Origin of the sequence: Variovorax sp. E3 (assembly GCF_016082275.1) — a bacterium.
GTDB lineage: Bacteria > Pseudomonadota > Gammaproteobacteria > Burkholderiales > Burkholderiaceae_C > Variovorax.
In genome coordinates, this window is sequence record NZ_MOWM01000114.1 from 1 (window position 1) to 25,458 (window position 25,458).

22 protein-coding genes and 3 pseudogenes are annotated in these 25,458 nt (G+C 69.1%); 12 read left to right on the forward strand and 13 right to left on the reverse strand.

Annotation, left to right across the window (positions count from 1 at the left end):
• From BMG07_RS28950 to mltG, 3 genes and pseudogenes are all read right to left on the reverse strand, one after another.
• Positions 1–607: pseudogene (locus BMG07_RS28950) on the reverse strand (DNA polymerase III subunit delta'); the annotation flags it as partial.
• Positions 604–1,274 (reverse strand): annotated as a pseudogene (tmk, locus tag BMG07_RS28955) (dTMP kinase). The pseudogenes tmk and BMG07_RS28950, both read right to left, overlap by 4 nt.
• The gene (gene mltG / locus BMG07_RS28960; protein ID WP_198087433.1) at positions 1,271–2,293 is read right to left on the reverse strand and encodes an endolytic transglycosylase MltG; all 1,023 of its coding nucleotides are present in this window, start codon (positions 2,291–2,293) and stop codon (positions 1,271–1,273) included. The pseudogene tmk and the gene mltG overlap by 4 nt, the downstream one beginning before the upstream one ends.
• 119 nt (positions 2,294–2,412) lie before the next feature.
• On the opposite strand from mltG, the gene BMG07_RS28965 reads away from it, so the two are divergent.
• Positions 2,413–3,348 (forward strand): folate-binding protein YgfZ, encoded by a 936-nt coding sequence (locus BMG07_RS28965; protein ID WP_198087434.1) that lies wholly within the window; start codon positions 2,413–2,415, stop codon positions 3,346–3,348.
• A gap of 143 nt (positions 3,349–3,491) precedes the next feature.
• Positions 3,492–4,396 (forward strand): annotated as a pseudogene (locus BMG07_RS28970) (hypothetical protein).
• A gap of 18 nt (positions 4,397–4,414) precedes the next feature.
• Here BMG07_RS28970 and BMG07_RS28975 read toward each other — a convergent pair.
• Positions 4,415–5,290 (reverse strand): YbgC/FadM family acyl-CoA thioesterase, encoded by an 876-nt coding sequence (locus BMG07_RS28975; RefSeq protein WP_198087435.1) that lies wholly within the window; start codon positions 5,288–5,290, stop codon positions 4,415–4,417.
• Positions 5,287–6,201, reverse strand: a complete 915-nt coding sequence (locus tag BMG07_RS28980) for an alpha/beta hydrolase (protein ID WP_198087436.1) — start codon at positions 6,199–6,201, stop codon at positions 5,287–5,289. Before BMG07_RS28980 ends, BMG07_RS28975 begins: the two co-directional genes overlap by 4 nt.
• 156 nt (positions 6,202–6,357) lie before the next feature.
• Here BMG07_RS28980 and BMG07_RS28985 point away from each other — a divergent pair, with 156 nt between their 5' ends.
• Positions 6,358–7,494 (forward strand): iron-containing alcohol dehydrogenase, encoded by a 1,137-nt coding sequence (locus BMG07_RS28985; protein ID WP_198087437.1) that lies wholly within the window; start codon positions 6,358–6,360, stop codon positions 7,492–7,494.
• Positions 7,495–7,519: 25 nt separating this feature from the next.
• Here the strand turns inward: BMG07_RS28985 and BMG07_RS28990 are convergent, their stop codons facing one another.
• Positions 7,520–7,825 carry a YciI family protein gene (locus BMG07_RS28990; RefSeq protein WP_198087438.1) on the reverse strand — a complete coding sequence of 102 codons (306 nt, stop codon included), beginning with the start codon at positions 7,823–7,825 and terminating at the stop codon, positions 7,520–7,522.
• A gap of 91 nt (positions 7,826–7,916) precedes the next feature.
• Here BMG07_RS28990 and BMG07_RS28995 point away from each other — a divergent pair, with 91 nt between their 5' ends.
• Entirely contained in the window at positions 7,917–8,366 is a 450-nt protein-coding gene (locus BMG07_RS28995) for a GNAT family N-acetyltransferase (protein WP_198087439.1), read from the forward strand.
• On the opposite strand, the gene BMG07_RS29000 is transcribed toward BMG07_RS28995, so the two are convergent.
• From BMG07_RS29000 to BMG07_RS29010, 3 genes are all read right to left on the reverse strand, one after another.
• On the reverse strand, positions 8,353–9,336 hold the full coding sequence (locus tag BMG07_RS29000) for a tripartite tricarboxylate transporter substrate binding protein (protein WP_198087440.1): 984 nt from the start codon (positions 9,334–9,336) through the stop codon (positions 8,353–8,355). The genes BMG07_RS28995 and BMG07_RS29000 overlap by 14 nt on opposite strands.
• Positions 9,337–9,437: 101 nt before the next feature.
• Positions 9,438–10,847 carry a cell wall metabolism sensor histidine kinase WalK gene (locus BMG07_RS29005; protein WP_198087441.1) on the reverse strand — a complete coding sequence of 470 codons (1,410 nt, stop codon included), beginning with the start codon at positions 10,845–10,847 and terminating at the stop codon, positions 9,438–9,440.
• On the reverse strand, positions 10,840–11,565 hold the full coding sequence (locus BMG07_RS29010) for a response regulator transcription factor (RefSeq protein ID WP_198087442.1): 726 nt from the start codon (positions 11,563–11,565) through the stop codon (positions 10,840–10,842). The genes BMG07_RS29005 and BMG07_RS29010 overlap by 8 nt, the downstream gene beginning before the upstream one ends.
• Positions 11,566–11,752: 187 nt before the next feature.
• Here BMG07_RS29010 and BMG07_RS29015 point away from each other — a divergent pair, with 187 nt between their 5' ends.
• The 6 genes from BMG07_RS29015 to BMG07_RS29035 are packed head-to-tail and all read left to right on the forward strand — an operon-like array spanning position 11,753 to position 18,278.
• The gene (locus tag BMG07_RS29015) at positions 11,753–12,910 is read left to right on the forward strand and encodes an efflux RND transporter periplasmic adaptor subunit (protein ID WP_198087443.1); all 1,158 of its coding nucleotides are present in this window, start codon (positions 11,753–11,755) and stop codon (positions 12,908–12,910) included.
• Positions 12,903–15,998, forward strand: a complete 3,096-nt coding sequence (locus tag BMG07_RS29020) for an efflux RND transporter permease subunit (protein ID WP_198087444.1) — start codon at positions 12,903–12,905, stop codon at positions 15,996–15,998. Before BMG07_RS29015 ends, BMG07_RS29020 begins: the two co-directional genes overlap by 8 nt.
• 12 nt (positions 15,999–16,010) lie before the next feature.
• Positions 16,011–17,534 carry an efflux transporter outer membrane subunit gene (locus BMG07_RS29025; RefSeq protein ID WP_198087445.1) on the forward strand — a complete coding sequence of 508 codons (1,524 nt, stop codon included), beginning with the start codon at positions 16,011–16,013 and terminating at the stop codon, positions 17,532–17,534.
• Positions 17,531–17,728 carry a hypothetical protein gene (locus tag BMG07_RS45115; protein WP_374221338.1) on the forward strand — a complete coding sequence of 66 codons (198 nt, stop codon included), beginning with the start codon at positions 17,531–17,533 and terminating at the stop codon, positions 17,726–17,728. The genes BMG07_RS29025 and BMG07_RS45115 overlap by 4 nt, the downstream gene beginning before the upstream one ends.
• A complete protein-coding gene (locus tag BMG07_RS45120) occupies positions 17,725–17,901 on the forward strand; it encodes a Rid family hydrolase (protein WP_374221339.1) in 177 nt (58 codons plus the stop codon). Before BMG07_RS45115 ends, BMG07_RS45120 begins: the two co-directional genes overlap by 4 nt.
• Positions 17,898–18,278 (forward strand): hypothetical protein, encoded by a 381-nt coding sequence (locus BMG07_RS29035; RefSeq protein ID WP_198087446.1) that lies wholly within the window; start codon positions 17,898–17,900, stop codon positions 18,276–18,278. Before BMG07_RS45120 ends, BMG07_RS29035 begins: the two co-directional genes overlap by 4 nt.
• Here BMG07_RS29035 and BMG07_RS29040 read toward each other — a convergent pair.
• The 4 genes from BMG07_RS29040 to BMG07_RS29055 all read right to left on the reverse strand — a co-directional run bounded on the left by BMG07_RS29040 (position 18,242) and on the right by BMG07_RS29055 (position 23,591).
• Complete coding sequence (locus BMG07_RS29040; RefSeq protein ID WP_198087451.1) at positions 18,242–19,315, reverse strand: phospholipase; 1,074 nt, start codon at positions 19,313–19,315, stop codon at positions 18,242–18,244. The genes BMG07_RS29035 and BMG07_RS29040 overlap by 37 nt on opposite strands.
• 39 nt (positions 19,316–19,354) lie before the next feature.
• Positions 19,355–21,730 (reverse strand): Tex family protein, encoded by a 2,376-nt coding sequence (locus BMG07_RS29045; RefSeq protein WP_198087447.1) that lies wholly within the window; start codon positions 21,728–21,730, stop codon positions 19,355–19,357.
• Between the two features lie 80 nt (positions 21,731–21,810).
• Positions 21,811–22,788 (reverse strand): sensor histidine kinase, encoded by a 978-nt coding sequence (locus BMG07_RS29050; RefSeq protein WP_198087448.1) that lies wholly within the window; start codon positions 22,786–22,788, stop codon positions 21,811–21,813.
• 8 nt (positions 22,789–22,796) lie between these two features.
• Positions 22,797–23,591: a response regulator transcription factor gene (locus tag BMG07_RS29055; protein WP_198087449.1), complete on the reverse strand. Its 795-nt coding sequence runs from the start codon at positions 23,589–23,591 to the stop codon at positions 22,797–22,799.
• A gap of 381 nt (positions 23,592–23,972) precedes the next feature.
• Here BMG07_RS29055 and BMG07_RS29060 point away from each other — a divergent pair, with 381 nt between their 5' ends.
• Both BMG07_RS29060 and BMG07_RS43020 read left to right on the forward strand, forming a co-directional pair.
• A complete protein-coding gene (locus BMG07_RS29060; RefSeq protein ID WP_198087450.1) occupies positions 23,973–24,662 on the forward strand; it encodes a hypothetical protein in 690 nt (229 codons plus the stop codon).
• Positions 24,663–24,741: 79 nt separating this feature from the next.
• On the forward strand, positions 24,742–25,458 hold a 717-nt coding region (locus BMG07_RS43020), incomplete at its 3' end, for a hypothetical protein (RefSeq protein WP_269759508.1).

The following is a 25,458-nucleotide window of genomic DNA, read 5'->3' on the forward strand; positions in this document are numbered from 1 at the left end:
CACGTCCTGCGCGGCCAGCCAGGCCTCGGCTCGGCCGTTTCAGCCATGGCAGCGTGAAACCCAGGCAGCGGCTGCGAATGGTCGGCAGCAACTGCCACGCGGCCTCGGTGGCGAGCACGAAGCGCACGTCGCCGACGGGCTCTTCGAGCGTCTTCAGCAGCGCATTGGCGGTGATGTTGTTCATGCGCTCGGCCGGATACACCAGCACCACCTTGCCGCGCCCGCGCGCACTGGTGCGCTGGGCAAAGCCGACCGCGTCGCGCATCGCCTCGACGCGGATCTCGCGGCTGGCCTTGCGCTTCTTGTCGTCGATGTCGGCCTGGGCCTTTTCGTCGAGCGCCCAGCCCAGCTCCATCATCGCGACCTCGGGCATCAGCACGCACAGGTCGGCGTGGGTGCGGACCTCGATGGCGTGGCAACTCGCGCAATGGCCGCAGGCGGTGCCTTCCGGCGTCGGCTGTTCGCACAGCCAGGCCGAGGCCAACGCCAGCGCCAGTTCGTACTGACCGATGCCCGACGGGCCTTGCAGCAGCCATGCGTGGCCGCGCTGGCGCAGCAGTTCGGTCAGCGGGCGGCTCAGCCAAGGGGACAGTGCCGGCGCGCTCATCGCGAAGCCCCGCCCAACGGCGACAGCACGCCGCGCGCCACCAGCGCCGTCTCGACCTGCTGCCAGACCTGGTCGCGCGCCTGGCTGGCCTCGATGCGCACGAAGCGCTTGGCGTCGGCCGCGGCGCGGGCCGCGTAGCCCTGCGCCACGCGGCGGAAGAACTCGACCGGCTGGGCCTCGAACTTGTCGGGCACACGCGCGCCGGCCAGCCGCTGCGCGGCGATCTCGGGCGCAGGTCGAACCACAGCGTGATGTGCGGCTGCAGCAGCGCGGACGCGGGCAGCGCCGCCCTCCCCGCCTGCACCCATTGCTCGAGCGTCGACAGCACGGCTTCGTCGAAGCCGCGCCCCGCGCCCTGGTAGGCGAAGGTGGCGTCGGTGAAGCGGTCGCACAGCACCACGTCGCCGCGCGCCAGCGCCGGCTCGATGACCTGCACCACATGGTCGCGCCGCGCCGCGAACACCAGCAGCGATTCGGTCAGCGGGTCCATCGGCTTTTCGAGGATCAGCCCGCGCAGCGTTTCGGCCAGCGGCGTGCCGCCGGGCTCGCGCGTGCGCACCACCGTGCGGCCCTGCGCCTTGAAGCGGGCTTCCAGCGCGTCGACGTGGCTCGACTTGCCGGCGCCGTCGATGCCTTCCAGCGTCAGGAACAGGCCTTGGTCACTCATTGGGTCGCCTTGGGTTTGGAGTCGCCGCCGCCGCGCTGGTAGCGGTTGACCGCGCGGTTGTGGTCGTCGAGCGAACTGCTGAACTGGCTGGTGCCGTCGCCGCGCGAAACGAAATACAGCGATTTGCTTTGCGCCGGCTGCACCGCCGCCAGCAGCGCGGCCTTGCCGGGCATGGAGATCGGCGTGGGCGGCAGGCCGCCGCGCGTGTAGGTGTTCCAGGGCGTGTCGGTCTGCAGGTCTTTCTTGCGCAGGTTGCCGTCGAAGGCGGTGCCCATGCCGTAGATGACGGTCGGGTCGGTCTGCAGCGGCATGCCGATGCGCAGGCGGTTGGTGAAGACGGCCGCGATCTCCGCGCGATCGTTGGCCTTGCCTGTCTCCTTTTCGACAATGCTGGCCAAAATAAGCGCCTCATCGGCCGATTTGAGCGGCAAGTCGGAGGCGCGGGCGGCCCAGGCGGCCTCCAGCTTCTTGTCCATGGCCCGCATGGCGCGCTGCAGCACGGCGATGTCGGTCGAGCCCTTCGAGTAGGTATAGGTGTCGGGGAAGAAGCGCCCTTCGGGGTGCAGGCCCGGCTTGCCGAGCTTGGCCATCAGCGCCTCGTCGGTCAGGCCCACGCTGTCGGGCTTGAGCTGGTCGGCCTTGGCCAGCGCGGCGCGCACCTGGCGGATGTTCCAGCCCTCGACCAGCACCAGGCTGCGCGTGGCTTCCTCGCCGCGCACCAGGATGTTGAGCAGCAGCTTGGGCGTGACGCCGCGTTCCAACTCGTAGCTGCCGGCGCGCATCTGGCGGTCTTGCCCCGAAACGCGAAACCACAGGTAGAGCAGTTGCGGCTGCACGTCGACGCCCGTGTCGGCCACGGCCTGGGCAATGCCGCGCGGCGTGGTGCCGGGCTCGACCGACAGGTCGACGCTGGGCGCCGGCAACTTGAGCGGCTGGTGCACCCACCAGAGGCCGGCGCCGCCGAGCGCGAGCGCGGCCAGGGCGGCGAGCAGGAAAAGCGTGAGGAAAAAGCTGCGCACGTGTCCGATGTGGGGAAGACGGAAGAAAGAAAAAAGAAGAAATGGCGCTGGCCCCGCGCGCCGCAAGGACGGAGTCCCTGCCGCTGCGAAGGAGCAGGCCCGGCCATGATAATTCAGCGATGACCACTGTCGTTCTCAATGGCGTCGCCGCCCTCTCCCCGTCCGGCCACCTCGGTGTGATCCGCGCCGAAGGCCCCGATGCCGCCAGCTTCCTGCACGGCCAGCTGACACAGGACTTCTCGCTGCTCGGCCCCGCCGACGCCCGCCTGGCCGCCCTGTGCACCGCCAAGGGCCGTGTGATCGCGAGTTTCATCGGCATCAAGCCGCAACCGGAGCTGATTCTCCTGGTGTGCAGCCGCGACATCCTGGCCGCCACGCTCAAGCGCCTGTCGATGTTCGTGCTGCGCGCCAAGGTCAAGCTGACCGACGCCACCGAGCAGTTCGCGCTTTACGGCCTGGCCGGCACCGCGCTCACCGCCAACGGCCTGGATGCCGCGCTGCCGCCCGGCAAGCGAACCGCCGTGGGCGACGACGTGAGTGCGATCTCGCTCTACCCGGCCGACGGCGTGCCGCGCGCGCTGTGGATCGCCCCGGTTGGCCATGCGGCCCCGGCGGGCCCGGCCATCGACGACAGCCTGTGGCAATGGAGCGAGGTGCGCAGCGGCATCGTCACGCTGACCACCCCGGTGATCGACGCCTTCGTGCCGCAGATGATCAATTACGAGTCGGTTGGCGGCGTCAACTTCAAGAAGGGCTGCTACCCCGGCCAGGAAGTGGTGGCGCGCAGCCAGTTTCGCGGCACGCTGAAGCGCCGCACGTTCCTCATGCAGGCCGACGCCCCCCTGAGCGTGGGCCAGGAAGTGTTCGCGGCCGGCGACGCCGAGCAACCCGTGGGCACCGTGGCGCAGGCCACGCCCGCGCCGGGCGGCGGCTGGGCGGCGCTGGTGTCGATGCAGATCGCGGCGCTCGAAGCCGGCGGCCTGCGCGCGGGCGCGGTCGACGGGCCGGCGCTCACGGTCGAGCCGCTGCCGTACCCGCTGCTCGAAGACATCTGATCTTCCGGACCTCCCGCGCCCCGTGAACGGGCGCCTGGCGCTGTCGCACAAGGCAGCGCCATTTTTTTGCACGTGTCTTAACCCCGTTGCCGAAGCTGCGCCGTAGAAGCCTGCACAGATCAACTCCCGGCAAGGAAGACACCATGCAGCGCAGACTTTTTTCCACCACCCTGGCCCTGAGCGCCATGGCCCTTTTCGCGGGCGGCGCGCAAAGCCAGGAACGCGGCTACGCGCCCCCCAGCCGCATCGGCTCCCTGATGCAGATCAGCGTGGTCGATCGCGGCACCGGCGCCGAACTTCCGGTGTATCGCCACCGCGGCGAATACTGGGTAGCCGGCCGCCCCGGCGCGCGCTATGCCATCCGGGCGCGCAATGCGATGGGCGAGCGGATCATGGCCGTGATGTCGGTGGACGGCGTCAACGTCGTCACCGGCGAAACGGCCGGTGTCGGGCAGAACGGCTACGTGTTCAGCCCGCGCGAGCGCAGCGACGTCACGGGCTGGCGCAAGAGCGATTCGCAGATCGCGGCCTTCGAGTTCTCGGCGGCCGCCAACTCGTACGCCAGCCGCACGGGCCGGCCGACGACGTGGGCGTGATCGGCATCGCCATGTTCCGCGAGCGCATGCCCGAACCGCCGCCGCCCATCACGCCCTATTCGCGCCGCGACGAATACCAGGAGCGCGAGCGCCGCAGCGAATCGTCATCGTCGTCCATGGGCGACGCGCGTGCCAAGGCCGCTCCCGCCCCCAGCGCCGATGCGGCCGCCGAAGCCCCCGCGGGCAACCTGGCGCGCCAATCGGCGCCGAGCCCGAGCCTGGGTACCGCGCATGGCCGCCGCGAGACCTCGTATGTCGGCAAGACCACCTTCGAGCGCGCGCAGTCGTCGCCCGACGAGGTGATCCGCATCCGCTACGACAGCCGCGAGAACCTCGTCGCGGCCGGCGTGATTCCGGTGGCGCCGCAACCGCGCTGGCCGCGCCCGGCGGGCCCGTCGCCGTTCCCGGGTTCCGACCCCGGCTACGTGCCCGACCCGCCGCCGCGCTACTGAAGAAGAAAAGCGCGCCGCTCAGCGCAGCGCGCGGCGCATCTCGATGTGCGGGATGCCGGCTTCCTCGAAGCCGTCGCCGTGCGCCGCGTAGCCCAGGCGCGCGTAGAAGCCCTCGGCGCTGCGCTGCGCATTCAGCGCCACCTCGCGGTCGCCGCGCGCGCGGGCGGCGTCCTCGAGCACCTTCATCACCGCGGCGCCGTGCCCGCCGCTGCGCATGTTGCGATGCACCGCCACGCGGCCGATGTGCGAGACACCGTTCTCCGCGTGCAGCAGCCGGCCCGTGGCAATGACCTGTCCCAGCCGGTTGCGCGCCACCGCGTGCAGCACGCTCGCGTCGTGTTCGTCCCACTCCAGCGATTCGGGAATGTTCTGCTCCTCGACGAACACCGCGCGTCGCAACGCGCCCGCGCCTTCGCCCAGCGTGGCCCAGTCGCCTGTTTCCACCGTGCGCATCGTCTCGCCGACCTCGAAGCCGGTCAGCGTGTCGCGCAGCACGGCGGGCACCGGCTTGGAGGTCTGCGTGGACGGGTCGGCGAACACATAGACCAGCTCGCAGCCGACCAGGAACTGGTCTTGCCGGAACAGCCCGCCCTCGAACACCATCGACGAATTGCCGATGCGCGCGCAGCGCATGCCGACATCGAGCACGTCGTCCATGCGGGCCGACGCGCGAAAGTCGATCGTGGCCTTGCGCACGTAGAGGTCGCCGCTCAGCGAATGCATCGCCTCTTCGTACGGCAGCGCCAGCGCGCGCCAGTAGTCGCCGATGGCGGTGTCGAAGTACATCAGGTAGTGCGCGTTGAACACGATCTTCTGCATGTCGACTTCGGCCCAGCGCACGCGCAGGCGGTGGAAGAAACGGAAATTCGCGCGTTGGGTGGCGGTGTCGCTCATGGTGTCAGTGCTTCCTTGATGGCTCGGGCCGCGTCGTCCTGCGCCTTCAGCGCCTCCGGAATCGCCCGGCCCATCTTGATGAATTCGTGGATCACGCCCCGGTAGATTTCCAGGTCGACCGGCACGCCCGCGGCGCGCAGCTTGTCGGCATAGGCAATGCCTTCGTCGACCACCGGGTCGCACTCGGCCAGCCCGATCCATGCGGGCGCCACGCCGTCGACGTCGTCGGCCAGCAGCGGCGCAAAGCGCCAGTCGTCGCGGTCGGCCGGGGTGCGAACGTACTGCGAAAAGAAGAAGTCGATCATCGCCTTCGTCAGCAGCGGGCCGTGTTCGTGGCGCAGGTGCGAGGCCGTGTCCTGATGCGCCGCGGTGCCGGGGTAGATCAGCAATTGCAGCGCCAGCGGCAGGCCCGCGTCGCGCGCCATGATGGCGCACACGGCCGCCAGCGTGCCGCCCGCGCTGTCGCCGGCCACGGCCAGGCGCGACGGGTCCAGGCCCAGGCTCGCGCCCTCCTTGGCGATGAACTGGAACGCGTCCCACGCGTCGTTCGACGCGGTCGGGAACTTGTGCGCGGGCGCGAGCCGGTAGTCGACCGACACCACGGCGCAGCCGCTCTTCAGGCTCAGCACGCGGCACAGCGTGTCGTGCGTGCGGATGTTGCCGACGGTGAAGCCGCCGCCATGAAAGTAGATGAGCACCGGCAGCACCTCGGCCGACGGCGCATACAGCCGCGCGGGCATGGCATGGCCGTCGCGCGCGGCGATGCTGAAGTCCTCGATGCGCGCCAGCTCGGGCTTGGGCACCTCGAGCACGCCCGCGCCTTTTTCGTAGGAGGCCTTGGCCTCGTCGGGCGTGAGCTGGTCGAGCGTGGGGTGGCCGGCGCGCGCCATGCGCTCGACCACGCTGCCCATCTTCGCGGTCAGCGGCGGTTGCGTGGGAGGCTGGGGAGCAAGGGAAGGTGTACCGGGTGCGACAGCGGCAAGGGTTTTATTCGTGTGCAAGACTGTTCGCTCTTGTTAGATTTGGCTGGTCGGCAATCGTACCGCTCCAAGCGTTCACACATCCCCATGGCCCTCATCCAATACCTCACCCAGATCCAGTTCGAATTCGGCGCCATCCAGCTGCTGTCCAGCGAATGCGCGCGCATCGGCATCAACCGCCCGCTGATCGTGACCGACGCGGGCGTGCGCGCGGCGGGCGTACTGCAGAAGGCGCTGGACGCCATCGCGGATCTCGAGGTGTCGGTGTTCGACCAGACGCCCTCCAATCCCACCGAAGCCGCCGTGCGCGCGGCCGTCGAGCTGTACCGCAGCGGCCGCTGCGACGGCCTCATCGCCGTGGGCGGCGGCTCGGCCATCGACTGCGCCAAGGGCGTGGCCATCGCGGCCACGCACGAAGGCCCGCTCAAGACCTACGCGACCATCGAAGGCGGCTCGCCCAAGATCACCGAGCGCGCGGTGCCGCTCATTGCCGTGCCCACCACCAGCGGCACGGGCAGCGAGGTGGCGCGCGGCGCCATCGTGATCGTCGACGACCACCGCAAGCTCGGTTTCCACAGCTGGTTCCTGATGCCCAAGGCCGCCATCTGCGACCCCGAGCTCACGCTCGGCCTGCCGCCCAAGCTCACGGCCGCCACAGGCATGGACGCGATCGCGCACTGCATGGAAACCTTCATGTCGGCCGCGTTCAACCCGCCGGCCGACGGCATCGGCCTGGACGGGCTCGAGCGCGCCTGGGGCCACATCGAGCGCGCGACCAAGGACGGCAGCGACCGCGAGGCGCGCCTGAACCTCATGAGCGCGTCGATGCAGGGCGCCATGGCCTTCCAGAAGGGCCTGGGCTGCGTGCATTCGCTGAGCCACAGCCTGGGCGGCGTCGATCCGCGCCTGCACCACGGCACGCTCAACGCCCTCTTCCTGCCCGCCGTCATCCACTTCAACTCGGGCGCTGAATCGGTGCGCAAGGAGCAGCGGCTGCAGCGCATGGCGCAGGCCATGCACCTGGACTCGGCCGGCGACCTCGGCGATGCCATTCGCGACATGAATGCGCGCCTCGGCCTGCCCAAGGGCCTGGCCGAAGTGGGCGTCACGCCCGCGCTGTTCGAGAAGATCATCGACGGCGCCATGGCCGACCATTGCCACAAGACCAACCCCCGGCTGGCCACGCGCGACGACTACCGGGCGATGCTCGAAGCGTCGATGTAGGCAAGGGCCTTGCGGCCCCGCCGCATCAGGCCGAAGGCTCCGCGAACCAAGCCTCCGCCCAGCCCTGCCGCTTCACCGGGTTGAACTCGCTGAAGCTGAAGCTCGCGAGTTCGTCGGTATGGAACGGGTCTTCGGCAAAGAAGGCCTTGAGCCGGGCAAGCGACTCGGCGCGAGCCAGCATGAACCCGCCGGTCGCCGGCACCTTCGGGCCGGAGCACAGGAGCATGCCGGCGTCGTAGCCCAATTGCAGATAGGCGCGGTGTGCCGGCACGGATTCCTGGATGCTTTCGAGGGGCACGAGGTATTTGATTTCGACGATGAAGTGCTTCATGAAGGGGCGCTGTTGAGGGGATGCGGCAAGCGGAAGCAGCGTCCGTGCCCGATCACGACGGGTCGCTGCGCGCCTGTTATGTTCACGCCCCATGGAATGGCATCAAAAGAGCTTCGACGCGCTGAGCACGCGTGACCTGTACCTGATCCTGTCGGTGCGCAGCGAGGTGTTCGTCGCACAGCAGCGCTGCATCTACGTCGACCCCGACGGCAAGGACATGCAGGCCCACCACCTGTACGCCCTCGACGGCGATCGGGTGGCCGCCTGCCTGCGGCTGCTGCCGCCGGGCGTGTCGTACGAAGAAGCCTCGATCGGCCGCGTGTTGACGGGGCCGGCGCATCGCAACCGAGGGCTCGGCCAGGAACTATTGACGCGCGGCCTTGCGTATGCCGAGTCGCTGTGGCCCGGTGCTCCGCTGCGCATCGGGGCGCAGCTCTATCTCCAGAAGTTCTATGCGTCGTTCGGCTTCCATGCGGTCGGCGAGCCTTATGACGAAGACGGCATTCCGCACCTGGAGATGCTGCGCCCTACTCCGCCTTGACCCCCGCCGTGCGGATGACCTTGCCCCACTTGGTGGTCTCCGTGGCAATGAAGGCGTCGAACTCCTCGGGCGTGCTGCCCGCCGCGATGGTGCCCATGGCGTCGAGCTTGGCGCGCGTGTCGTCGCTCCTGATGATGCGCGCCACTTCTTCCGACATGCGCTTGACTACATCGCGCGGCGTGGCCGCCGGCGCCAGCATGCCCGCCCAGGTGCTGCCCGTGAACCCCGCGAAGCCCTGCTCGATGAAGGTCGGCACCTCGGGCGCGGCGGCCAGCCGCTTGTCGCCCGCCACGCCGATCAGCCGTACCTTGCCCGCTTTCGCCTGGTTGATGAGCCCCGTGGGCGCGTCGAAGAAAAGCTGGATCTGCCCGCCCATCAGGTCGGTCAGCGCCGGCACCGCACCCCGGTAGGGGATATGGATCATGTACGTCTGCGTCAGCGACTTCCACAGCTCGGTGGTCAGGTGCGCGGCCGAGCCGTTGCCCGACGAGCCGAAGCTCACCTTGCCCGGGTTGGCACGCGCGTAGTCGATGAGCTCGCGCGCCGTCTTGAACGGCGAGTCGATGTTCACCGCCGCCAGCAGCGGCGACACGCCCATCAGCGACACGCCGGCCAGGTCCTTGCGCGGGTCGTAGGGCAGCTTGGGGTACAGCGTGGTGTTGGCCGCATAGGCCGCGATGACCACGCCGAAAGTGCTGCCGTCGGGCGGCGCCTTGGCGATGGCGTCCACGCCGATCAGGCTGTTGGCGCCGGGCTTGTTGTCGATCAGCACGGGCTGGCCGAGCCGCGTCTGCAGACCGATCTGCACGAGCCGCGCCATCTGGTCGGTGAAGCCGCCCGGCGTGTAGGGCACGACGACGCGGATCGGCTTGTTCGGCCATGCGGCCTGCTGTGCAAGTGATGGCAAGGCGAGGCTTGCGGCGGCCGTGGCGAGTGTGAAGCGGCGGCGGGACAGCGTGGCGTGCGGCATGGTGGTGGAGGCCCTCTTTGTTCTTGGGTCCGGAGCGGACCGGGCCATTCTCGAAGCGCCGCGCGCCACGGCGCTCAGGGTTTGCCCACCGGGCTCAACGCTCAGCGCGCCAACGGCAACCGCATGTCGAAGCGCGCCCCGCCCCCCGCTTCATTCGCCGCCTGAATCCGCCCCCCATGCGCATGCACCACCGCCTGCGACAACGCCAACCCCAGCCCGAGGCCCGGCGTCTTCTCGTCCGAGCGCGCCGTGGCCCCGCGATAGAAGCGCTCGAACAGGTGCGGGAGTTCGTCGCCGCGAATGCCGGGCCCGTGGTCCGACACGCTGACGATGGCCTCGTCGGCCTCCGCGTCGGCGCGCACGCTCACGTTCACCACCGTGCCGGGCGGCGAGAACTTCAGCGCGTTGTCCAGCAGGTTGGCCAGCGCCAGGCTCGCCGCGCCCCGTGCCACCCGCGCGGCCACGGGTGGCGCGGGCTCCAGCACCAGCGACAGCCGGCGCTCCCTGGCCATCGGCTCGACGCGGCGCACCGCGTCTTCGGCCAGCGTGTTGAGCGACACGGTCTCGGCCGCGTCGCGCTCCTGCCCGGCGTCGATGCGCGCCAGCACCAGCAGCTCCTCGACCAGCAAGGTCAGCGACTCCACCTCTTCCAGCGACGAGCGCAGCGTTTCCACGTAGGTCGCGGGCTCGCGCGGCCGTCGCAAGGCCAGTTCGAGTTCGGTGCGCAGCCGCGACAGCGGCGAGCGCAGCTCGTGCGACGCGTCGGAAGTGAAGCGGCGCTGCGCCTCCATGCCCCGCTCGATGCGGACCAGCATGTCGTTGAGCGTGTCGACGAGCCGGCCGATCTCGTCGCGCGTGCCCGGGTGCGGCAGGCGCTCGCCCAGGTTCGCGTCGCCGATGCGCCGGGCTTGCTGCACCACGTCGGCAATGGCGCCGAAGGCCCGCCGCGTGATCAGCGCGCCCGCCGCCCCCAGCGCCAGCAGCAGCGCGCCGCCCAGGATCAGGAAGAGCACGCTGGCCATGCCCACGGTGCGGTTGACGTCGTCCAGCGAGCCCGCGACCTGCACCGCCAGGAGCGAGGCCCGGCCCGGCACGGGCACCGACACCATGCGGGTCGGTTCCTCGCCGAAGCCGTTGAGCGTTTCGAACACGGTCTCGCCGGCCGCCAGCCGCTCGCGCAGCACGGGCGGAATGGGCAGCTGCGCCTCGCCGAGGTTGCTGCTGCGTGCCAGCACGCGCCCGTCGGCATCGACGATCTGCACCAGCCGGTCCAGCCGCACGAACGACGGCGCGCCGGGACCGGGCGGCGCCTCGTGCACGATGACCGTGTCGCCCGACCCCGCCGACAGCAGCATGCCCATTTCGGTCTCGGCCAGCGCGAGCAGCGCCGCGTCGAGCTCGCCGTGCACGTTGCGCGAGAACACGAAGTACGAGCCGAAGGCGGCAATGGTCATCACCACCACGATCACGCTGACGTGGGCCAGCGCCAGCCGCTTGCGAAAGCTAAGCATGGCCGTTGTGAACACCATTCACGCCGTTCACACCGTTGCCGCCGTCATCGGCCGGCGCCAGCCGGAAGCCCCGCCCGCGCACGGTCTGGATCAGCGGCGGCGCCGGCGGCGCGTCGACCTTGCGGCGCAGGTTGCTGATGTGCACGTCGATCAGGTTGTCGATGGCGATCAGGTCGTCCTTCCACACCTGCTCGGCCAGCCGCGAGCGGCTCACCACCTCGCCGGCATGGCGCATCAGGATCTGCAGGATCGCGAACTCCTTGTGCGTCAGCTCCAGCACGCTGCCGCCGCGCACCGTGCGCTGGCTGTGCGGGTCCAGGCTCAGGTCGGCCACCGACAGCACCACCGGCCGCATGATCTCGGAGCGGCGCAGCAAGGCGCGCACGCGCGCCAGCAGCTCGTCGAAGGCAAAGGGCTTGGTCAGGTAGTCGTCGGCGCCGGTGTTCAGGCCGGTGACGCGGTCGCTCAGGGCGTCGCGGGCGGTGAGCATCATCACCGGCGTCTTGCAGCCGCGCTGGCGCAGGTCGCGGCACAGCGTGAGGCCGTCCTTGCCGGGCAGCATCCAGTCGAGCACGATCAGGTCGTAGGCGGTGACGAAGGCTTCTTCGTCGCCCTCCTCGGCCGTGTGCACCACGTCGACCACGAAGCCCTCTTCCTGCAGCCCCCGCGCCAGCAGCCGCGCGGCCTTGCGGTCGTCTTCGATCAACAGAATTCTCATCGGCGTGGATCATGCCGCGCCAACCTGACGCGAGCCCACCGATTCTGAAGATCCTGAAGAGAACTTCAGGATTTCTTGGGAGCTTCTTCAGTCGTGCTTTCGTACCCTCCTTCGGGGTGACGGGGCGGGTCAAGGGCATGGAAAGGGATTCCGTGCGCAGTGCGTCCGGCCCCACGGATGCCCTGAGATGAAGAAGAAATCCCTGTACCAGATCACCCCCGCCCGAATTTTCTTCGGCGTGCTGCTGTGCGCCGCGCTGTGCGTGGACACCCTTAACGGCAGCGTCGCCCATGCCGCCACGGTGGCCGCCGCCGCGCCGGCACCGTTGCTGGTGCGCCAGGGCAACCGGCTGACCGTGCCCGCCGGCTCGCCGCTGCGCGAGCGCCTGCTGGTGGCCACGGTCGCCGAGGAAAGCGCCCCGCACGACGTCAGCCTGCCCGCCACGGTGGAAGCCAACCCGGCCAGCACCGTCAACATCCTGCCGCCGCTGACCGGCAAGCTGCTCGAGCTGAAAGTGCGCCTGGGCGATACCGTCAAGCGCGGCCAGGTGCTCGCGACCATCGGCTCGCCCGACCTGGCGCAGGCCGTGTCCGACGCGCAGAAGGCGCGCGACGCGCTCGACCTGGCGCAGCGCGCCCTGGTGCGCGCGCGCGGCGTCAACGAAGCCGGCTCGAACGCGATGAAGGACGTGGAGGCCGCGCAAAGCGCCGTCGCGCAGCAAAGCGCCGAACTGCGCCGCAGCGAGACCCGGCTGCGCAGCCTGGGCGCGGACGGCAGCGGCGCGCAGGCCGGCCAGGTGCTGAAGGTGGTCGCGCCCCTGTCGGGCACGGTGACGACGCTGAACGCCGCGCCGGGCGCCAACCTGAACGACGCCAACGCGGTGCTGATGACGGTGGCCAACCTCGACGCGGTCTGGGTCACGGTCAACGTGCCCGAGAGCGTGGTGGGCGCTGTGGCCGCCGGGCAGAACGCGGTGGTCACGCTGGCCGCCTACCCGGGCCGCAGCTTCAGCGGCAAGATCGGTTTCGTGAGCGCGGTGCTCGACGCCGACACGCGCCGTGCCAAGGCACGCATCGTGTTCGCCAACCCCCAGGGGCTGTTCAAGCCCAACATGTACGCCACCGCCGTGCTCGGCGTGCCGCAGGGCACGCAGCCGCAGGTGCCGGCCTCGGCCCTGCTGATGAACAACGACAGCGTGAGCGTGTTCGTCGAAGCGCAGCCCTGGACTTTCGTGCGCCGCATGGTCGAGCTGGGCCGCGAAGACGGCGACCGGGTGCGCATCCGCAGCGGCCTGGCCGCGGGCGAGCGCGTGGTGGTGCGTGGCGGTGTGCTGCTGAATGATTAATCTCATCATCACCCAGTTCTTTCGCCGCAGGCACCTGGCCTGGGCGATGTCGATCGCGCTGGTGCTGTTCGGCGCGTGGTCGTGGACGCAGATGACGGTGGAGGCCTACCCCGACCTCGGCGACGTGACCGTGCAGGTGACGACGCAGGTCAACGGCCTGGCCGCCGAAGAGATCGAGCAGCAGATCACCACGCCGCTGGAGCGCGCGCTGAGCAACACGCCGGGGCTGGCGTCGATCCGCTCGAGCAGCACCTTCGGGCTGTCGCTGATCAACCTGAGCTTCAAGGACGGCACCGACGACTACTTCGCGCGCCAGCGCGTGACCGAGCGCATCGGCCAGGTCAGCCTGCCCTCGGGCGCGCAGCCGGGCCTGGGCCCGGTGGCCGGGCCGGCGGGCGAAATCTACCGCTACACGCTGGAGTCGGACACGAAGAACCTGATGGAGCTTTCGGAGATCCAGCGCTGGAAGGTGATTCCCGCGCTCAAGCAGGTGGCGGGCGTGGTCGACATCAACAACTTCGGCGGCTTCACCAAGGAGTTCCAGCTTGAGCTGGACCCGGCGCGCCTGCAGAAGTACGGGCTGGTGCTGAACGACGTGGTCACGGCCATCAACAACAACAGCGCCAACGCGGGCGGCGGGCGCATTGCGCGCGGCGACCAGAGCTACGTGGTGCGCGGCATCGGCCAGATCCACACGCTGGACGACCTGGGCACGGTGGTGGTGGCGCAGAACAGCGGCTCGCCGGTGATGGTGCGCGACCTGGGCCGGCTGCAGTTCGGCCACCAGGAGCGCGGCGGCATCCTGGGCAAGGACACCAACCCCGACACCATCGAGGGCATCGTGCTGATGCTCAAGTACGAGAACCCCTCGCGCGTGCTCGAAGGCGTGCACAAGAAAATCGACGAGCTGCAGGCGCAGCTGGCGCCCCTGGGCGTGAAGATCGTGCCCTACATCGACCGCGACGACCTGGTGAAGCTCACCGTCGACAAGGTGACGCACACGGTGCTGGAGGGTATGGCGCTGGTGTGCTTCGTGCTCATTCTTTTCCTGGGCAGCCCGCGCAGCGCGGTGGTGGCGGCGGTGGCCATTCCGATGTCGCTGGTGACGGTGTTCATCGTGATGCACTTCACGCGCATGCCGGCCAACCTGTTTTCGCTGGGCGCGATCGACTTCGGCATCATCGTGGACGGCGCCATCGTGGTGATGGAGGCCATCCTGCGACGGCGCGAGGAAGAACCGAACGCCACCCTCACCGAGGGCAACATCCTCGAGACGGTGAGCCATGTGTCGGGGCCGATCTTCTTTGCCACGCTGATCATCATCACCGCGTACTTTCCGTTGTTCGCCTTCGAGCGCGCCGAGGGCAAGCTGTTCAAGCCGATGGCGTTCACGGTGGGCTATGCGCTGGTGGGCGCCCTGCTCTGCGCGCTCACGCTCATTCCGAGCCTGGCCTACGTGGCGCTGCGCAAGCCGAGCAAGCCCTTCGTCAACAAACCGCTGGTGTGGCTCACGGGCGCCTACCGCCGCGTGCTGGCGAAGCTGCTCGACGTGCCCGCCATCGCCTACGGCCTGAGCGCGCTGGCGCTGGCCGCGGTGGTGGTGCTGGGCGCCACGGCCGGGCGCGAGTTCCTGCCCGACATCGACGAAGGCGCGCTATGGCTGCAGGTGCAACTGCCCTCGGGCCTGTCGCTGGACAAGGCCAGCGACATGGCGACCGAGCTGCGTCACGTGCTGCTCGAATACCCCGAGGTGTCTTACGTGGTGACGCAGCTCGGGCGCAACGACGACGGCACCGACCCCTGGACGCCGTCGCACATGGAAGTGCCGGTGGGCCTGAAGCCCTACAACGAGTGGCCGGCGGGCGTGAACAAGGCCGCCTTCGTGCACACGCTGACCGAGCGTTTCGCGCGCATGCCGGGCTTCGACGTGGGCATCAGCCAGCCGATCATCGACGGCGTGAACGACGCGGTGGGCGGCGCCCACAGCCCGCTGGTGCTGCGCATCTACGGCGACGACCTGAAGGAGAGCCGGCGCATCGGCAACCAGATCGTCGAGCTGCTGGGCACGGTGCGCGGCACGGCCTCGGCCTCGCTGTTCCAGGAGCCGCCGATTCCGCAGGTGGTGATCCAGCTCGACCGCGAGGCGGCAGCGCGCTTCGGCGTGAACGCGAACGACGTGGCCAACCTGATCCAGACCGGCATCGGGGGCGCGCCCGTCATCACCGTGTACGCGGACAACCGCACCTACGGCGTGTCGGTGAAGATGCCCAGGAGCGCCAAGGGCAACACCGAGGCCCTGGGCGCGCTGCTGCTCAACAGCTCCAGCGGGGCCAAGGTGCCGCTGTCGCAGGTGGCCGACATCCGGCTGCAGACCGGCGAAAGCACCATCTCGCACGAAATGAACGAGCGCCAGATCACCGTGCGCGTGGACAACCGCGACCGCGACCTGGCCTCCTACCTGGTGGAGGCGCGCGAGCGCATCGCCAAGGAAGTGAAGTTCGACCCGAACAAGTTCCGGCTGCAGTGGGCCGGCCAGTTCGAGAACCAGCAGCGCGCGCAGTCGCGGCTGGGCATTTCGCTGGCCATCGTGGTGGGCATCATGGCCGTGCTGCTGTTCTTCCAGTTCGGCAAGATCCGGCAGGTGGCGCTGATCCTGGGCGTGGTGCCGATGGCCACGCTGGGCGGGCTGATCGCCGTGCACGTGGCGGGTGAAACGCTCAACGTGGCCACGGCGGTGGGCTTCATCGCGCTGTTCGGCGTGTCGATACAGAACGGGATCATCATGGTCGCGAACTTCCGCCGCGTGCGCGGCGAAGGTCTGGAGCTGCAGGCCTCGGTGCTCGAAGGCGCGGCCGAGCGGTTGCGGCCGGTGCTGATGACGGCCACGGTGGCGTCCATCGGCATGCTGCCGGCGGCACTGGCCACGGGCGTGGGCACCGACGTGCAGCGCGGACTGGCGACGGTGGTGGTGGGCGGGCTGGTGGTGTCGACGCTGCTCACGCTGTTCATATTGCCGACGCTGTTCTTCGCGATGGAGCGCTTCTTCGAGCGCAAGGGCTGGGGCACCCGTTCGCGCCGCGACCGCTAGGAAAGCAGAAAGATGACGACGAAGAAGAAGACAAGCCTTGCAGCGCCCATGGCGGCCGGCATTGCGCTCGTGCTGCTGGGCGGCTGCGCGGTCGGGCCCGACTATGCGCGGCCGCCGCTGAACCTGCCCGCGCGGTACACGGCGGCCCCGCCCGCCACGACCGAAGCCGAGGGCGTGCCTTTGCCGCGCCTGCAGCCGGACCTCGACGTACCGGCCCAGTGGTGGCAGGCCTTTCGCTCCGAGCCGCTGAATGCACTGGTCACGCAAAGCCTGACGGGCAACCCGACCATCGAGGCCGCGGATGCGGCGCTGCGCGCGGCGCGGGAAAACGAGGCCGCCAGCCGCGCCGCCTTCTGGCCCACCGTGGGCGTGGGCTACGCGCCCACGCGGCAGCGCGTGGCCAGCGCGGTCGCAAGCCCGGTGTCCTCGAACGCCAACCTCTACACCCTGCACACCGCGCAGCTCACGGTGTCGTACACGCCCGACGTCTTCGGCGCCACGCGAAGGCAGGTCGAGGGCGCGCAGGCGCAGACCGAGCAGCAGCGCTTCCAGACGCTGGCCGCGAAGCTCTCGCTGAGCAGCAACGTGGTGGCCGCCGCCATCACCGAAGCCTCGCTGCGCGGCCAGCAGCGCGCCACGCTGGCCATCATCGAAGGCCAGAAGGAAGTGCTGAAGGCTTATCGCAAGCAACTGGCGCTGGGCCAGGCGGCGCCGGCCGACGTCGACGCACAGGAGGCCTCGCTGGCCGCGACCGAGGCCACGCTGCCGCCGCTGGACAAGCAGCTCGCGCAGCAGCGCAACCTGCTCGCCACGCTCGCGGGGCGCTACCCGAGCGAAGGCGTGGCGGCGCATTTCGATCTCGACGCACTGCAACTGCCCGCCGAACTGCCGCTGACGCTGCCGTCCACGCTGGTCGAGCACCGGCCCGACGTGCGCGCGGCCGAAGCGCAACTGCAGGCCGCGAGCGCCGCCATCGGCGTGGCGGTGGCCGCGCGGCTGCCGAACGTGACGCTGGGCGTGAACTCGTACGGCTCGTCGGCGCTCACGCTGTCGCAGCTGTTCAAGTCGTCGTCGCTGTTCTGGACCGTGGCCGCGAGCGTGACGCAGCCCGTGTTCGACGGCGGCGCGCTCAAGCACAAGGAAGCCGCCGCGCGCGCCGGCTTCGACCAGGCCGCGGCGCAGTACCGCGCCACCGTGCTGGCCGCCTTCCAGGACGTGGCCAACACGCTCGAGGCCATCGACGCCGACACGCATGCGCTGCAGGCCTCGATCAAGGCCGAGCGCACCGCCGCGCAGAGCCTGGCGCGCACGCGCAAGCAGGTGCAGCTGGGCGACGCCAGCGCGCTGGCGCTGCGCCTGGCGCAGCAGGCCCAGCAGCAGGCACAGCTCAATCTCGTGCAGGCCCGCGCATTGCGGCTGACCGACGCGGCCGCCCTCTTCCAGGCGCTGGGCGGCGGCTGGTGGAACGCGCCGGCCGACAACCTGGCGGCTGCGGCCGCCCCTCTTTCCACTGCTTCGAAAACCACATCGCCATGAACATCATCCGCCACGACATGGGCCCGCGCTTCAGCGAGATGGTGGTCGTCGATCTCGGCAGCGCGCGCCTGCTCTATCTGTCGGGCCAGGTGGCGGAGAACCCGTCGCTGGACATCACCGGGCAAATGCGCGAGATCCTGCACCACATCGACGGCATGCTCGCCACCCAGGCGCGACCAAGCAAGACCTGGTGAGCGTGACGATCTACCTGCGCACCGTGGGCGACTACGCCGCGATGAACTCGGTGTGGGACGAGTGGGTGCCCGTGGGCCACACGCCCGCGCGCGCCACGGTGGGCGCGAAGCTGATCGACTCCGAATACCGCGTGGAGATCCAGGCGACGGCGGCGGTCGCGGCGAAACCATGAGGCGGCTCGTTGCTCCGGCCACGGCGGCATGGGCCGCTGCGGTCCTGCTGGCGGGTTGCGCGGCGGCGCCCGGCACCAGTCGCTTCGACTATTCGGCCGGCTGGCGGTCCGCGCAAATCGTAGAGATCGGCCGCGCCGGCGATCTGGCGCGCACGGCCGACCACGACTGCGGCTTCGGTGCGAACCCCGCGGCGCCCTATGTCGTCGTGCGCTACCACGGCGGCGGCGTGCACACACGCTCGCTCGGCACCGTGGACCTGCCCACCGATCCGGCGCCACGGGTCGGCGACAGGGTCTACGTCAACATCCTCGACTGCGCGGTGCAGTCGACGTCCGGGAGTCAGAGGGGCAGCGTTTCGGCCGCGTCGCCGCGCTGAAGCCAGTCCTCGAACTCGTCGGACAGCCGTTGGGCCTCGCGCGTGGCCCGGCCCCAGGCTGAAATGCGCGCCTGCGCGTCGTTGGCGAAGCGGATGAAGTCCTTGCGGTCGGGCAGCTTGCCGTTGGGCAGCGTCTTCACCCATTCGGGGTCGGGCGCGAGCACCACCATGCGGTCGAGGAAACCAGTCGACTTGTGGCGCCAGCGCAGCCCCTTGTCGAGCCAGCCCGGCACCACCGCCTGCTGGAAGTGCGGGTACAGCACCAGGCCGTCGTCGGCCGGCTGGTAGTCCAGGTGCAGGTGGTAGTCGGTGATGCCGCCGTCCCAGTAGGCACCGCGCGGCGCACCCGGAATGTCGTGCACCGCCGCCAGCAGGAACGGAATGGAGCACGAGGCCTGCAGCACCAGGTTGAAGTTGGCCTCGCTCAGCGCGTGCTGGCGCGTGCGGAAGTCTTGGGTGCCGAAAGGCAGCGCCGCGCCGGGCGTGGAAAACACGCAGCGCTCCAGCCACGCGCCCAGGCTCTTGCGGTGCAGGCTGTTGGTGGCGAAGGCGCCCAGGTAGCCGACCGGCGTGCGCGCCCTGCCCTCGCGCCCGAGGATGTGGCGGCCGCGCGAGGTCACCACGTGCAGGCGATAGCGCGGGTGGTTCAGCACCTCGGCGATGCGCCCGCCGTAGAAGTCGTGCAGGCTCTCGGCGAAACGCTCGCTCAACTGATGCGGGCTGAGGCGCTTTTGCCCCGGCGGCACCTCGAACTGCTGGCGCACGTAGTCGTGCTCGAAGCGCTGGAAGGCCGACTCGGGGTCCGACAGGCAGGCCGTCGACAGCCGCCACGCGCCGATCGACGCGCCCACCAGGTGCACCTGCTGGCTGCTCTGCGTGAGCCAGCGGCCGAAGATGAAACGGTCGAGCGGCCCGAGGATCAGGCCCTTGGGCCCGCCCGCCGCGCCGGGGACGGTGCGGATGTCATTCGGGCGCAGCCCGTGCTGCGCGATGTGCTTGCGGGCCGCGGGGCCGGCGTAGATGCGCAGGGCTTTCATCATGCCGGGTGGGTCAGCAAGAACCGTGCATTGCGCGGTTTACTTGCGCAACCCCTGCAGCTTGGCAAACGCACTCGCCATCTGCCCCGCCGGCTGCGGCGAGTTGTCGCGGCGGCCTTGCTGCTGCTGGCCGCGCCCCGCGCCTTCGAAGCGGTTGTCACGCGGGCCGTCGCGGCGCGCGGGCGCTGCATCGAGCTTCATCGACAGGCCGATGCGTTTGCGCGCCACGTCCACTTCCATCACCTTGACCTTGACGATGTCGCCGGTCTTGACGACTTCGCGCGCGTCGTTCACGAACTTGTGGCTCAGCTGGCTCACGTGGACCAGGCCGTCCTGGTGCACGCCCAGGTCGACGAACGCGCCGAACTGGGCCACGTTGCTCACGGTGCCCTCCAGGATCATGCCCTCGACCAGGTCCTTGATGTCGTCCACGCCGTCGTTGAAGCGTGCCACCTTGAAGTCGGGGCGCGGGTCGCGGCCGGGCTTCTCGAGTTCGCCCAAAATGTCCTTGACCGTGATCACGCCGAACTTCTCGTTGGCGAACAGCTCGGGCTTCAGGGTCTTGAGCATGTCGGCGCGGCCCATCAGCTCGGCGATGGGCTTGCCCGTCTTCACGATGATCTGCTCGACCAGCGGATAGGTTTCGGGGTGAACGCCGGTCACGTCCAGCGGGTCGGTGCCGCCGCGAATGCGCAGGAAGCCCGCGCTCTGTTCGAAGGCCTTGGGGCCGAAGCCGGTCACGTCGAGCAGTTGCTTGCGCGTGGCGAACGCACCGTTCGACTCGCGCCAGCGCACCACGGCCTTGGCCACGCTGCCCGACAGGCCCGAGACGCGGCTGAGCAGCGGCACGCTCGCGGTGTTGAGGTCCACGCCCACCGAGTTCACGCAGTCTTCGACCACGGCGTGCAGGGTGCGCGCGAGTTCGCTCTGGTTCACGTCGTGCTGGTACTGGCCCACGCCGATGCTCTTGGGGTCGATCTTCACGAGCTCGGCCAGCGGGTCTTGCAGGCGGCGCGCAATGGAGGCGGCGCCGCGCAGGCTCACGTCGACGTCGGGCATCTCCTGCGAGGCGAACTCGCTGGCCGAATACACGGAGGCGCCGGCTTCGCTGACCACGACCTTGTCGACCTTCATTTCCGGCGCGCCGGCCTGCGCGGCTATTTTGGCCAGCAGCTTGATGAGGTCGGCGGCCAGCTTGTCGGTTTCGCGGCTGGCGGTGCCGTTGCCGATGGCGATCAGGTTCACGCCGTGCTTGGCGCACAGCTTGCCCAGCGTGTGCAGCGAGCCTTCCCAGTCCTTGCGCGGCTCGTGGGGGAACACGGTGGCGGTCTCGACCAGCTTGCCGGTCGAGTCGACCACGGCCACCTTCACGCCGGTGCGGATGCCGGGGTCCAGCCCCATCACGACGCGCGGGCCGGCCGGCGCGGCCAGCAGCAGGTCGCGCAGGTTGTCGGCGAACACCTTGATGGCGACCTTCTCGGCGTCTTCACGCAGGCGGGTGAACAGGTCGCGCTCGGTCGACAGCGCCAGCTTGACGCGCCAGGTCCAGGCCACGCACTTGCGGATCAGGTCGTCCGAAGGCCGTGCCGCATGGCTCCAGCCCAGGTGCAGCGCAATGCGCCCTTCGGCGATGCTGGGCTTGCCCGGCTCGGGCTCCACCGGCAGCACCAGCTTGGCGTCGAGGATGTCGAGCGCGCGGCCGCGGAACACGGCCAGCGCGCGGTGCGAGGGCACGCGGCCGATGGGCTCGTCGTATTCGAAGTAGTCGCGGAACTTGGCGATGTCGGCGTTGTTCTCGTCCTTGCCGGCCATCAGGCTGGACTTGAGGAGGCCTTCGTTCCAGAGCCATTCGCGCAGGCCCTGCACCAGGGCAGCGTCTTCGGCCCAGCGCTCGGACAGGATGTCGCGCACGCCGTCCAGCACCAACGGCACGGTCGAGAAATCGGGGCCCGGCTTGCCGTCGTCCAGCGTGGTGGCGGGCTGCAGGAAGGCCTTGGCTTCCACGGCGGGGTCGAGCGTGGGGTCGGCCAGCAGCTTGTCGGCCAGCGGCTCGATGCCGAACTCGCGGGCGATCTGGCCCTTGGTGCGGCGCTTCTGCTTGAACGGCAGGTACAGGTCTTCAAGCTCCTGCTTGGTCGGCGCGAATTCGATCGCGACGCGCAGCTCGGGGGTCAGCTTGCCCTGCTCGTCGATGGCCTTGAGCACCGCCACGCGGCGGTCTTCCAGCTCGCGCAGGTAGGAAAGGCGGGCTTCCAGCTCGCGCAACTGGACGTCGTCCAGGCCGTCGGTGGCCTCCTTGCGGTAGCGGGCAATGAACGGAACCGTGGCGCCACCGTCGAGCAGTTCGATGGCGGCCTTCACCTGGTTCTCGCCGACCTTGATTTCGGCGGCGAGCTGGCGAATGATTTTCTGCATGTCTTGAGCGCGTCCCTGGCAAAGCGCGGAAGTTTGCCATAGGCGGGAACGGGCCCCGGCCGGGTGGTCCGGCGCGCGTGTTACAGCATGCTTTCGGACGGCGGCGGGGTGCTGGCGGCCGGTGCTTCCTCGCACGGCACCAGCAGGCGCACGCACAGGCCGTGCGGGGCGATGTCCATCACGGCCAGCTCCCCGCCGATGGCGTCGGCGCGGGCGCGCATGCTGCGCAGGCCCTTGCCGAGTTGCTCGGGCGGCTCGCCCGCCGAGGCGCCCAGGCCGCGGCCGTTGTCGCGCACCTCGAGCATCAGGCCGTGGGTGCGGCCCTGCGGGCCGAAGCGCAGCTCGACGCGGGTGGCGCGCGAGTGGCGCAGCGTGTTCGACAGCGCCTCCTGCGCCACGCGGCAGATCTGCATCGTGGTCTCGGGCGGCAGCGGCCGGGTGTGCGCCGCGCTGGCGATGTCCCAGACCAGCGCAACGCCCAGCCGGTCGAACGCGGGCTGCAGCCGGTAGCGCAGGTGGGCCAGCCGCTCGACGGCGGTGGCGCTGGTCTGGTCGTCCAGGTCGTCCACCGTCATCTGGAGTTCGAGCAGGCAGGCTTGCAGGGCCATCGACAGGCCGTCGGGCTCGGCGCCCTTTTTCGGGTCCTGGCTGGCCAGCAGCGCCACCAGCCGGGAACCCACGCCGTCATGCAGGTCGTTGGCGATGCGGCGGCGCTCGGCGAGCACGGCCTGCACCTGCTGGCAACGGGTGCGGCGGCGCTGGGTGACATACCAGATGCTCACGATCATGCCCAGCACCATCACGTTGACGGTCTGCAGCGCCCAGAACGTGAACGGCATGTCGTGCGCCAGCACGGTGATGGCCGAGGTGGCGCGAATCACCTGCGCGGTCACCGGCGTCAGGTGCAGCGCCCCGGCCAGCGCGGCCCACACCAGGACGCGCCGGCGGGAGATGCGCGGCCACAGCCAGGTCAGCAGCACGCACCACGCGGCGATCGACAACCACACGTACTGGTCTTCCAGAAGATGCGGTAGGTGAAAGACCTGCGGCGTGAGCATCGCGCACCTTAGAGCAGTCCCCGGTGGGACGCGAAACTCACCGCCTGGGCCCGGGTGTGGGCGTGCAGCTTGCGGTAGATGTTCTTGACGTGCGCGTTAACCGTCTGGGCACTGATGGTGAGCTGCAAGGCGATCTCTTCAGTGACATACCCGGTCGCTACAAGTCGCAACACTTCGCGCTCCCTGGTGGATAACGTCGCCTTGCTGTCCGGCGGGCGCACCGGGTTCACATTCGAGCGCTTGTGATCCAGGTGCACGAGCAGCCGGCGGGCCAGCCGGGGGGTGATGGCGGCGCCCCCGTTGACCACCTGCAGCACGGCCTGCGCATAGCTCTGGAACCACGCGTTCTTGACGAGGTAGCCCGACGCGCCGAGCTCGAAGGCATGCAGCACCTGGGGTTCGTCCTCGAGCGCCGAAATGACGATGATCTCGGCCGCGCTGCGGTGTTTCTTGGCCTCTTCGATCAGCTCGAATCCGCTGCCGTCCCCGAGGCGGATGTCCACCATGAGCACGTCGAATTCGTGTTGCATCAGCAGGCGCCGGCCTTCGCGCAGGGTACCGGCCTGGCCCTCGAGCTGGATGCGCAGATCGCTCAGCAATTCCTGGGCGATGACGCGGCGCACGAAGGGGTCGTCGTCCACCAGAAGCACTCGCACCGGCTTGGTCTGTTGACCGGTCAGGAAGTCAGGCCAAGGGAGCGTGTCGGCGGACGGTGCGAGCAGCCCGCCGAACTGTCCGGGGTTGGAAAATTTCCTAGCCCCAGTTCCGATGTCTGTCAATGAAATGTCGAGTTCGCTTTCCATTCCAACCCCTTTGTGACAAATAGATCACCCTGTTCGTGACCAAAAGTTAATCCATTTCTACTCAGATTCTTGGTTTAAGTTTTTTTGTTTACTTTGGTTGCATTCTGTTGCTACTCGACTTTCGTGTCCATCGAAAGTTGTAGTTTTTGTCACGGTCGCCGCATGGAAAAGCGGTTTCATCCACGCCTCGGCAAGGGGCTCATCCACTCCTTTCGCCATAGCCTCGCATTACCCAGCCTGAGGCATTTTTCGATCCCTCCTCGACGCTGAAACTGCGTTCCGGTCGTCACGGAAACATTTCAAGCCGTGTTCACTGACCGTTAGCTGATGGCCGGATGGTCCGGCGATCGGGTTCGTTTCAACAACTTTCGAGGAAGCATCATGAAGAAGACTCTCATCGCGATCGCAGTGATCCTGGTTGGAAGCGTTGCCTCGGCAACCAGCACCACGGCGCTTGCAGCCACCAGCACGACGACCGGCTCTTCCAGTTCTGCCGGCTCGGTGGCGGCGAGCTCGGGCACGGGCAGTGCGTTGAGCTACAACGCGGCCAATTCCAGCTCGTCGGCCAGTGCCAACGCCATGGGTGGCGCGATCAGCTTTCCTGGTGGACGCATCGGCGGCGCAACGGCGGGCGGCACGGCCACGACCCAGGGCCAGGTGACCAGCATCGCCACGACGACCGGCAACGGCCTGGCGGTGGGCGGTGCCAACGCCTCGGCCAACGCAGGCGCGGCTTCCAACGCGAACTACAGCGCCGGCGGCCCCAACTCCGTGAGCGGCAGCGCGAACGGCATGGCCACCTCCGCCACCAACAACACCGCGGCAACCGCATCGGGTCCTGGCGGCGGCCTGGCCGTGGTGACGCGTACTTCGGGCACGACCTCCAGCTACAACGCCTCGTCGGGCGCCATCAACGGCTTCCTCAACGGCACGACCACCTCGGCCACGGCGGGCTCCAACGGCGGCTCCATCGGCGTGATCAACGCCAGCTTCGGCAATGCCGCCGGCTTCAGCAACGGTGGCGGCACCAGCGGCCTGGCCGGCGCCGGCGCAACGGCATCGGCACCCTGAGCTTCACGCGCATCGGTTGTTGCAATCGGAAATGGGAGGGGCGCCCGCCCCTCCCCCGGCCTTCAAAGGAGTTGAGAAAATGAAAAAACTGCTTTTCTTCGCATTGCTGACTGTTTCCGCGGCTTCCATGGCTCAAACGACTGCGGGTGGCGCGAACAACGCGTCGAGCAGTTCGGCCACCACGTCGGCGCAGGGCAACAACCAGGCCGTGACGTTCGCGAGTCCCTCGAACACCACTTCGAGCGTGACGAGCACGCAGAACATCGTCAACAGCGGCTCGACGGGCGTCGAGTACGGGGGCAGCTACACGATCAAGAACGTGCCGTCGGTCAACGGGCCCAACCTGACCACCAGCAACGACACCTGCATGGGCAGCACCAGCGCCAGCGCCAACGGCCCCGGTGTCGGCCTCAGTTTCGGAACCACCTGGACGGACGAGCACTGCAAGCGCCTGAAGATGAGCCGCGAGCTCTGGAACAAGGGCATGAAGGCAGCCTCGCTGGCCATGGACTGCATGGACGCCGCAGCCCAGGCGGCCCTGGAGATGACAGGCACCAAGTGCCCGCAATCGATGACCGCGGAAGAGCGCGTGGGCGCCTACGGCCCGCAGGCCTCTGGCGTCGGTGCGCCGGTGGTGTCGTCGACGCGCGCGGTGCCGGTGGCTGCAGCTGCGCCCGTTGCGCCTGTCGCTCCCATGTCCGCTCCCATGCCGGCACCGGCACCCGTGGCAATGGCTGCGCCTGTGCCGGTCGCGCCCGTGGCGGCGATACAGCCCGTCGCGGTCGTGCCGCCGGCT

Excerpts from the sequence above, each read along its gene's own strand:
- BMG07_RS29020 (WP_198087444.1), top strand. The coding sequence starts at position 12,903 with ATGATTAATCTCATCATCACCCAGTTCTTTCGCCGCAGGCACCTGGCC.
- BMG07_RS29060 (WP_198087450.1), top strand. The coding sequence starts at position 23,973 with ATGAAGAAGACTCTCATCGCGATCGCAGTGATCCTGGTTGGAAGCGTT.
- BMG07_RS29010 (WP_198087442.1), bottom strand. The coding sequence starts at position 11,565 with ATGAGAATTCTGTTGATCGAAGACGACCGCAAGGCCGCGCGGCTGCTG.
- BMG07_RS28980 (WP_198087436.1), bottom strand. The coding sequence starts at position 6,201 with ATGGGCAGCGTGGTCGAGCGCATGGCGCGCGCCGGCCACCCCACGCTC.
- BMG07_RS29040 (WP_198087451.1), bottom strand. The coding sequence starts at position 19,315 with ATGAAAGCCCTGCGCATCTACGCCGGCCCCGCGGCCCGCAAGCACATC.
- BMG07_RS29045 (WP_198087447.1), bottom strand. The coding sequence starts at position 21,730 with ATGCAGAAAATCATTCGCCAGCTCGCCGCCGAAATCAAGGTCGGCGAG.
- BMG07_RS28985 (WP_198087437.1), top strand. The coding sequence starts at position 6,358 with ATGGCCCTCATCCAATACCTCACCCAGATCCAGTTCGAATTCGGCGCC.
- BMG07_RS29000 (WP_198087440.1), bottom strand. The coding sequence starts at position 9,336 with ATGCCGCACGCCACGCTGTCCCGCCGCCGCTTCACACTCGCCACGGCC.
- BMG07_RS29050 (WP_198087448.1), bottom strand. The coding sequence starts at position 22,788 with ATGCTCACGCCGCAGGTCTTTCACCTACCGCATCTTCTGGAAGACCAG.
- BMG07_RS29025 (WP_198087445.1), top strand. The coding sequence starts at position 16,011 with ATGACGACGAAGAAGAAGACAAGCCTTGCAGCGCCCATGGCGGCCGGC.
- BMG07_RS28990 (WP_198087438.1), bottom strand. The coding sequence starts at position 7,825 with ATGAAGCACTTCATCGTCGAAATCAAATACCTCGTGCCCCTCGAAAGC.
- BMG07_RS29035 (WP_198087446.1), top strand. The coding sequence starts at position 17,898 with ATGAGGCGGCTCGTTGCTCCGGCCACGGCGGCATGGGCCGCTGCGGTC.
- BMG07_RS45115 (WP_374221338.1), top strand. The coding sequence starts at position 17,531 with ATGAACATCATCCGCCACGACATGGGCCCGCGCTTCAGCGAGATGGTG.
- BMG07_RS29005 (WP_198087441.1), bottom strand. The coding sequence starts at position 10,847 with ATGCTTAGCTTTCGCAAGCGGCTGGCGCTGGCCCACGTCAGCGTGATC.
- BMG07_RS28995 (WP_198087439.1), top strand. The coding sequence starts at position 7,917 with ATGGAATGGCATCAAAAGAGCTTCGACGCGCTGAGCACGCGTGACCTG.
- BMG07_RS28965 (WP_198087434.1), top strand. The coding sequence starts at position 2,413 with ATGACCACTGTCGTTCTCAATGGCGTCGCCGCCCTCTCCCCGTCCGGC.
- BMG07_RS28975 (WP_198087435.1), bottom strand. The coding sequence starts at position 5,290 with ATGAGCGACACCGCCACCCAACGCGCGAATTTCCGTTTCTTCCACCGC.
- BMG07_RS29055 (WP_198087449.1), bottom strand. The coding sequence starts at position 23,591 with ATGGAAAGCGAACTCGACATTTCATTGACAGACATCGGAACTGGGGCT.
- BMG07_RS29015 (WP_198087443.1), top strand. The coding sequence starts at position 11,753 with ATGAAGAAGAAATCCCTGTACCAGATCACCCCCGCCCGAATTTTCTTC.